7 protein-coding genes and 1 pseudogene are annotated in these 7,930 nt (G+C 62.3%); 1 reads left to right on the forward strand and 7 read right to left on the reverse strand.

Features of this window, described 5'->3' with window-relative positions; translation table 11 throughout:
- Nucleotides 1-13 precede the first annotated feature (13 nt).
- The 3 genes from ABZ345_RS45510 to ABZ345_RS45520 are packed head-to-tail and all read right to left on the reverse strand — an operon-like array spanning nt 14 to nt 2,621.
- On the reverse strand, nt 14-856 hold the full coding sequence (locus ABZ345_RS45510; protein ID WP_359861687.1) for an endonuclease/exonuclease/phosphatase family protein: 843 nt from the start codon (nt 854-856) through the stop codon (nt 14-16).
- Nucleotides 847-1,500, reverse strand: coding sequence for a dTMP kinase (gene tmk, locus ABZ345_RS45515; protein ID WP_359861689.1), 654 nt, complete (start codon nt 1,498-1,500; stop codon nt 847-849). Before tmk ends, ABZ345_RS45510 begins: the two co-directional genes overlap by 10 nt.
- Nucleotides 1,497-2,621 (reverse strand): radical SAM protein, encoded by a 1,125-nt coding sequence (locus ABZ345_RS45520; protein ID WP_359861691.1) that lies wholly within the window; start codon nt 2,619-2,621, stop codon nt 1,497-1,499. Before ABZ345_RS45520 ends, tmk begins: the two co-directional genes overlap by 4 nt.
- A 212-nt stretch (nt 2,622-2,833) precedes the next feature.
- Between ABZ345_RS45520 and ABZ345_RS45525 the strand changes: the two genes are divergently transcribed.
- Complete coding sequence (locus ABZ345_RS45525; protein ID WP_359861693.1) at nt 2,834-3,910, forward strand: LysR family transcriptional regulator; 1,077 nt, start codon at nt 2,834-2,836, stop codon at nt 3,908-3,910.
- Nucleotides 3,911-3,920: 10 nt separating this feature from the next.
- Here the strand turns inward: ABZ345_RS45525 and ABZ345_RS45530 are convergent, their stop codons facing one another.
- From ABZ345_RS45530 to ABZ345_RS45545, 4 genes and pseudogenes are all read right to left on the reverse strand, one after another.
- Nucleotides 3,921-4,370: a hypothetical protein gene (locus tag ABZ345_RS45530; RefSeq protein WP_359861695.1), complete on the reverse strand. Its 450-nt coding sequence runs from the start codon at nt 4,368-4,370 to the stop codon at nt 3,921-3,923.
- Nucleotides 4,367-6,031, reverse strand: a complete 1,665-nt coding sequence (locus ABZ345_RS45535; protein WP_359861696.1) for a hypothetical protein — start codon at nt 6,029-6,031, stop codon at nt 4,367-4,369. The genes ABZ345_RS45530 and ABZ345_RS45535 overlap by 4 nt, the downstream gene beginning before the upstream one ends.
- A gap of 681 nt (nt 6,032-6,712) precedes the next feature.
- Entirely contained in the window at nt 6,713-6,934 is a 222-nt protein-coding gene (locus ABZ345_RS45540) for an NlpC/P60 family protein (protein WP_359861698.1), read from the reverse strand.
- Nucleotides 6,935-7,818: 884 nt separating this feature from the next.
- A pseudogene (locus tag ABZ345_RS45545) lies at nt 7,819-7,930 on the reverse strand (IS982 family transposase); the annotation flags it as partial.

The following is a 7,930-nucleotide window of genomic DNA, read 5'->3' on the forward strand; positions in this document are numbered from 1 at the left end:
GTGGTGCCGGAGTTCAGAACAGAGTCGGCTCCGGCTCGTCTTGCGCGTCGACCGCCGTGGCGGGGTCCGACGTTATCAGCGTGCGGTTCGCACTCAGCGCCAACCTGACGGCGAGTCCCGAATGATCGGTGAGACGCGTTCCGTCCGGCAGGACTTCCCTGGTTTCGTGCACGTACGCGCATGCCGTGAGTCGTTCGACCAGCACCTGTGAGCCGTGGGCGTGGTCGTAGCGGTAGCCGAGTTCCGGGCGACGTGCCCAGCTGTGTTCGACCAGTTCGGGGTGCAGGTGCCGGAAGAGATCCACTAGGCCGTGCTGGTCGGTCAGGCCGGTGTAGAAGGAGTACTCGAACTGCGCGAACTGACCGCGATGGGCTGGCTGGTGGCCGGGTTCCAGGACGTTGAGGTCGCCGAGGAGCAGCCGCGGAATGTCCGATGCGGTGCCGTCGAGGGCCTTGTTGAACTGATCGATCCACGTCTTCTTGCGCTCGGTCTTCTCCAGCGTCGAGTCGCGGGACGGTACGTAGGCGCCCACGATGCGCAGCGGCCCTTCATCGGTGTCGATGACGACGCCGGCGGCGCGTGCAGGCAGGTAGTCCAGGGCAGCGCCGACGGGGTCCAGCGTGGTGGGGAGCTTGCTGACGATCATCACGCCGAGCTCGCCGTGTGCGTGCTCGGGGAAGGTCACCGAGTATCCGGCGGTTGCGAAGGCCTTGGCCAGGAGTTCGCTGCCCGCGGTGGCCTTGGTCTCGGTCAGCACCAGGACGTCCTCGGGACGGGCGGCGAGCCATCGCAGCTGCCGGTGGGCGCGGTCGACGGACGGGGCGCCGACGTTGACGGTGAGCAGGCTCAGCGACATACCGCGATCTTCTCCTCAAGCACTCGGTGGATCAGCGACATAATCCTGGCAGCGATCGTGGCCGCGTTGTCGGTGGTGCAGTCCAGCGTCTCGACCGGCCACCCCTTGCTCTGCAGGTCCACCAAAGCGTGGACGTAGAGCCCGGACTCCATGTCGCTGTTGTCCTCGGCGCGCTCGAAGCGACTGTGCCCGCCCCGAGTCCGAAGCCGGTGGTCGATCACGGCCGGGTCGCCGTTGAGGATGACAGAGAGGTCCGGCCGGTAGACGCCATGGTTGAGCTGCCACACCGTTTCGGCAGACAGGCCGTCGAGCCCTTGCAGGACGAGCGAGGAGGCGACGTAGCGGTCACAGATGACCACCTGGCCGTCGCACAACGCGGGCTTGATCTCGGCGTCGAGCTGGTGGTGCCGATCTGCTGCGCACAAGCACGCCAGCGCCATCCCACGGTAGGTGTCCGTGCCATGCCGCGCCAGCTCGCCCAGCGGGGCTCGAGACGGTTGAGCCGTTGCAAGCACCGGCACGCCCGCCTCGATCAACGCGTCGGTGACCAGCTTTGCCGCAGTGGACTTGCCGACGCCGCCCGGTCCGTCCAGGGTGATCAGCGTTCCGGGTAGCCGTCGTGGCTCGTCGAAGAAGGCGGTCATGCCGGCATCAGCGGCAGCAGCCGGCGTTCTCCTGCAATCTGATCCGCGGTGGTCACCGGGCACTGCTCGGCATCGACGTCGCCGATCCGGCCGCCCGCGGCGACCACGGCGGCCGGACAACCCTTTCCGCAGCCCGAGTTCATCGAGCACGACCCGCAGGTGCTGTTGATGCCGACCTGGTAGCGGTCGTGGAACCGGTAGTCGTCCAGACGTTGCGCGATGTTCGAGTCCATGAAGATGTTGCCGACGATGAACTCGGCATCGGTGTGCTGTGATGCTGGTGTTCTTGCAGCGAATACCAAGTATGGGCAAACGGTGACCTCACCTGGCGTGAACACGTAGATGATCGTCCCCGCTTCGCAGCCTGACAAAGGTTTCCCTGCGGTGTTGGGGAAACGGATGTGCGCGATGTCGAGGTCTGGACCGTCGAAGGGCTCGGTCAGGGCGTGGATCTCCTGCATGTGCAGGGTTGTCTTCGCGAGCCGGCCTTGCGACTTGACGCCCCGACCCATGCTGCCCAGCGGGTTGAGCAACACGTAGCGAGCCCCTTGCTCACGAGCGAACTCGCACAGCTCGACGTACTCCTCGTTCTGCGCCAACGAGTTGGGCGTGCACAGCAGCCCCTGCAAGATCCCAGCGGCTCCGAGTTTCCTCACGGTGGTGATCGTGAGGTCGAAGCTGGCGCGGTCGCCGCGGAACTTGCCGTGCGAGTCCGCGGCGAATCCGTCGAGCGAGACGTTGCAGTGCACACCGAGTTCAGCGAGTTCGCGGATCTGCTGATCGCTCAACGTCGTTGCGTTGGTGCAGATTCCGACGTCCATGTCGGCAACGCGGAACGCGCGCACGATTGCCATGAAGTCAGGGTGGATCGTCGGTTCGCCACCGGTCAGGGTGATTCGTCGAACTCGCGCCTCGCTCAGCTGTGGGATTACCTTGCTGACGATCTCGGAGAGCGGCATCTGCTTGCCCACGCGGGTCGCCGACACGAAGCAGTGGGCGCAGCGCAGGTTGCAGTCCTCGTTGATCTGCACCAGCGCCTTGCGGAACGGACTGTCCACTGTGGTTCGGAAGTAGCAGGATGTGGCGAGCGACTCTTCGGCGATGCTGCGAGCACGGGCCATCGTGAACCTCCCCGTCCGCGGCACGCGGTTGCCGATGCCGCCGATGATCGAGTGCCGGATCGAGCACCCCGAATAGATGTTCGGAAGTACAGTAGCGCGACTTTAGGTGTCCAAGTGGACATCTTTGGGACAGTAGGGGTACAACTGCGATCAGCGACAACTCAACTGTCCGCGCGAACAACTCGCAGTTCAGGACTTGTTCGTGAACAGATTTGGATGAGGAGGCCGCGGTGCCGGAGATCGGAGACGAGGTTGAGGCAGAGGAGCTGCTGGCGACCCTGCTGGGCTGTCCGCCGGAGATGCTCGATGTGAGCCTCGATCAGCTCCGGACCCTCGCCGTCGTCCACACCACGGGTACCGCCCAGCGCGCGGCTCGTGTTCTGGGGCGCGAGCAGTCCAGTGTGCAGAAGCAGCTCGACAACCTCAACCGCACCGCGACCCGCCTCGTCGGCGAGGCGCTGGTGACGAAACAGGGCCGTGGCAAGGACTTCCTTTTCACCCCGTCCGGTGAAGAGGTTGTCGCGCTGGCGATCCAGACCTTGGCTTCGTGGACCGACAGCTTGAACCGCAGCCGCCGACGGCTCGGTTCGACCGTCACCTTCGGCACCACCGAGTTCACCGTGGAGTTCCTTGGCGCCGTGTGGCCTTCGCTGCGCGAGGACTTCGAGCGCCGCGGCATCCAGCTCAACATCGAGCACGTCCGCACCCGCGACCTGTGGCGGAAGCTCGACGCCAAGAAGGTCGACATGGTCTGCGGCAGCTTTGCCGCCAAGCCTGGCCAGCCACCTGAACTCGACTACGACTTCCTGGAATGGCACCGAGAACGCGTCGCGCTGCTTACCAACCTCACCACCCGCGAACTGCCTGACACCCCGGTCACCGCAGCAAAACTTCCTGCCCTACCGCTGCTCGCGCCGACCGCTGGCCTGCTCGCCCAGTTCCTCGGCCGCTGGTACGGACCGGACTACCGCGGCACGCTCGATGTCGTCGCTGATATCGACTCGCTGAACTACGGCCTCAACCTGCTCAATGCCGGACTCCTGCACGGATGCATGCTCACCACCGAGCGAGTGGCCGACGCTGTCCTGGAAGGGCGCCTGCCTGGACGTGGTCTGCGCAAGATCGACCTCGCCGACGACTACGAACCCGCGCTCGAAATCGTCACCGGCATCTTCGCCCGCAAGGCAGAGCGCGACCGGTACGCGGCCGACCATCCCCTCAACCTGCTTTGGAACGCTTTCGCGACGGCCAGCCCCGCCAGATCGGTTCCGGCGGCTTTGCCGGGGTAAACGAAAACTGTCACGCCGCGGTCAGTTTGCCGTTCACGAGCCAGTCGATCGTCACCTTGATCACCTGATCCTCTTCATGGGGCGACTGCGTCTCCCTGTACGTCGCTGCCGAGCAGATGGTCAGGAGCAATTCGAGTAAGTGGAGACGGTTGCGGTCGGGCTGAAACTTTGGGGTGAACGCCAGATGTAGGTTCTGCCTGCGGGTGAACAGACTGACTCGTCTCGCCAGCGGTTTCCGTGCTGCATGTTCACTCGATCTCCGAGATGTCCGCGATACTTGAGTATGTCGCCCTGAGCGGTCACTCAGCAACGTGACGGTCACCGCTGATGCGGCGGTCGTTGACCAATCGGTTGGAATGTAGTCGAACAAGGGCTGGAACAGCGGCCGATGATCGTCCTGGACCGGACCGGGTCTGGCGAACCTGTCAGCTCGACCATTGCAGGCGGTGCCGGTCGTCACCGCTGCCGGGAGAATGGCGCGTTGGTGGGGACGGCTTCATCTAGCGCCGTTGTCGCTGCAGCCACAAAGGTCTGCCAACGGGATAGGAGTTCCGCACGCGAGGGGGCCACCCTGTCTGTGGTTGAGGGGCCGGTATGGTTTGGAGAGTTGTCCGAGAAGACGTCGTTAAAGCGACTTTCAGCGGCGGCTAGTGCTTGTGTAGCCGCTACCGCCACAGGACCGACCCCGAACGCATCTGCCACCCGACGGCAGCAAGTTTCCAGGTCGCTTAGCTGTTTGGGAAGACGAGAGTCGCCGATGGTGACGCCAGATTCATCTTTTCGCATCCGTTCCACGCGCAAGAGGCTCTTGTCCAATGCGGCGAGCGTGGCCGTGAAAAGTCGAGCGGAGTAAATGGCTGGGACAGGCATGTCATCGTGAGGTCGATACAGATGTATCAGCTTCGCCAACAGCCATGGCAATGTCAGGAGGGCGACCAGAGCGAAGAACCTGAACATCATGCTGATTAGGCCAACTTGCCAGCCAGCGAAGACGGGCGGCCGCTCCCAGTGCAATGTTCGGGTAATGTCAAGCGCCGGCACCGCGTCGAAGAATCCCCACAATAGGTTCTCTAGGCCGACGGTGATCTGCGTGTTCGCTGGAAGTGGTGGTACCGAATTGGCAAGTCCTGAGCGGACGAGTAGAAGGGACGCGGCTGCGGACAGTACAGTAAGTAGAGGAATCCACAACAGCACGCTAACGATGACAAGAGTGATTGACCAAATGCTCTCCATACTGCCATATACCGCAAGCAGCAGGGCAAGTCCGATAGTCCAGCACGCAACCATCATGACGCCGAGAGGTAGCCATTGAATTGTTGCCGGAATCCAGTCGAGGGAAATATTGCGGCTTGCAACTTCCACGGAATCGGGAAGATACTCTTCGAGCTTTCGTGTGGCGATCGAGTTGGGTGGCCAAATAATCGTTAAGTATCCCCAGGAAAGAAGAAGTGCGCCGAGCAGAATGACTGGAACGCGATTCAATTCAAAATCGTCGGACTCATACTCACGATTTGGCTTCGTCCGTAGCCACCAGTAGGCCCCTTTCGCGATGCGAAGTAGTGGCAGAAGTAGAACTATCTTTATGATGACGACGCTGACGCCTGTAAAGATACCGCCAGGTCCGCGCGGTTCACCCCAGTTGAACGCTTGATCGATTTTGAGGAACGGAAACGACTTAAGAATGTGCCAGATGAAGTAGCGCTCGCTCGACCAGAGGCTTGGTGTGACTCCCGGTTGGGAGGTGATCACGCCTAGATGCCACAACGCTGCCAGAATTCCGGCGACTGACTCAACCGTCACTAAGAGTGCTACGACGGACGCAAGGAGCCCGATTACGTAGGCGCGTTCTGGTCGTGCAGCGCGCTGCGCTTGGCGACTGCCCCAGGTAAGAGCGGTCAAGCTGATGGCTGAGATGATAAAACCAGGCAGTAGTCCGATCAGGACGATCAAATTATTATGATGCGAGAGGGTGAGCATGTGGGCACCCCGCACCAGCGCAGTAACGGGAAGGGCAACAAGCGCTGACAGGAAGACTACTGCGGGCCAAGCGTCGGTTAGCCCTTCGTCCATCGGATCGAGGGCACGGTTCGTAAATTGGAACAAAATGCGGAAGTACCGCACCGACCTGATCCACTGTCGTCGACCGGACATGCGTAGTCGCACCGAGAACCGCCTGCGTGGCCGAATGGCGGTACTCACGGACATCACGCTCCGGCTCTACTCTTCGAAGTAGTCGAACGCTGTGCAGCGAAGCGTGGCACGGAGGGCCTGCTCCGCTCGGCGAGATGCTGCACGCAGTCAGGCATCACAGCTTCCCAGATAGGCGAAGCACCAACGGGTAGGCCAAAGGTGCACCGTCGCCGCCATAAGGTGTCTTTGCATCGTGCCCTGGCGACGGCCAGGTTGGCTAGGGCCGAACGACACCTCTCGTGAGCTATGAACCCGTGGGTGCGCGTACGGCCTGTTGCCTACTCAGTCCTCCAACAACGCAAGGGCGCCAACAAGCAGTGCGAAATGGACAGGTGGAAATCGGATTTGACCTTGTGTTCAATTATTTACTTGAATGTCCACCGACGCAGGTGAACAACTATTCCAACCGTGTTCAAGCGTCGTGGATTCTGTTCACCTCGGGTTGCGGATCCTATAGTGAGTTAGGATTCGGCCGCATTTGATCGCCTTTGGTTGCCGGTCAGATGCTTCCGCGACATCTGGATCGTACCGTGCGAGAAGCAGGCCATCGAACAGTAGGTTCCGTGATATCTGGTCAAACTATCGGATAATGTTCATGTGTGCGGAAGGTGTTCATCTGTATGCGGAAGCTACACCAGATGCACCCTCGGTCGGCCGAGATGCCGCAAGGAAGTCGTCTCCCGGCCAACTGTACGGGCTCACTTGGACGGGCTGGCCGAAGGTCGGAGCGTGAACCATCTTTCCCGCGCCGATGTACAGGCCAACGTGGTGGACTTTGTTCGGCGTTCCGTAGAAGACCAGGTCTCCGGACACGAGCGGTTGGCCCGCGGGCACCAGCGGCCCGGCTTCGTACTCCGGTTGGGTCTTTCGAGGGATGACGATACCCGCGGCCCGTTAGGCCGCCGTGACGAGCTGAGCAGTCCCAACCGGTTTCGCCGTTGCCACCCCAGACGTAGGGCTCGCCCAGCTGGGCGCAGGCGAACGCGATTGCCTTGGCTGCGACAGCGTTGGGCGCCTGGATGGTGTTGCAGTCGCCCGTGCCGGTCATGGCGTCGCCGTACTTCTTTGCCTGTGCGAGCACGTCGTTCACGTACCAGTCCGCGTGGTTGTAGGCCCAGATCGCCTTGCGGATGTCCTTCTGAGCTCCGGAATCGCAGAGGTAGTAGGCGGCGGCGTAGATAGCGTCGTGCTTGTTCCACGGTGACGGCGGCTTCTGGCCGCCGACTGGAATGGGGTGCCGCGCGACGACACTGTCGAATGTGGGCTGGAGGAACTGCATCGGCCCTCGTGCACCCGCGTAGTTCTCGGTTCCGTTCGCGACGCCGGCCAGTGGGCTGCGGCCGTGATCGCTCTCGATCTTGCCAATCGCGGCGAGGATCGACCAGTCCAGACCGGGACAGACCGGTGCTGCTGCCTGGTAGAGCGCCAGGTAGTCGCCGGGGATGTCGGCGAGTGCTTCATAGCTCGGCTGGGTGCTGCTGTTGCCGAAGAGCCCTTTGACGATGGCCTGCCCGATGCCGCCGAGCAACAGGGGCAGGGCGACGACCGCCGCGACGACGGCGATGTCGATCTTCACGGGTCACCTCCCGAAGTTGCTGGTAGGCAGAGGTGGCGGAAGCGGCTCTGGCGCGGTGAGCGAGGAAGGTGCCTCACGGGCCGGGATCGTGTGCGAGACGGGTGTTGCCGGTGCGGTGGCATCTAGATGGTTGATTCCAAGGTCAGTGGTCGTAGGCGATCAGTGATCGTTTGACTGGCTTGCCGGTCTTGTCGTTGTGCCAGATCGCGGCGGTCAGGGCGAGGATGCGTTGCAGGACGCGGACGATGACGCCG

The organism is Lentzea sp. NPDC005914, from assembly GCF_040629405.1.
GTDB lineage: Bacteria > Actinomycetota > Actinomycetes > Mycobacteriales > Pseudonocardiaceae > Lentzea.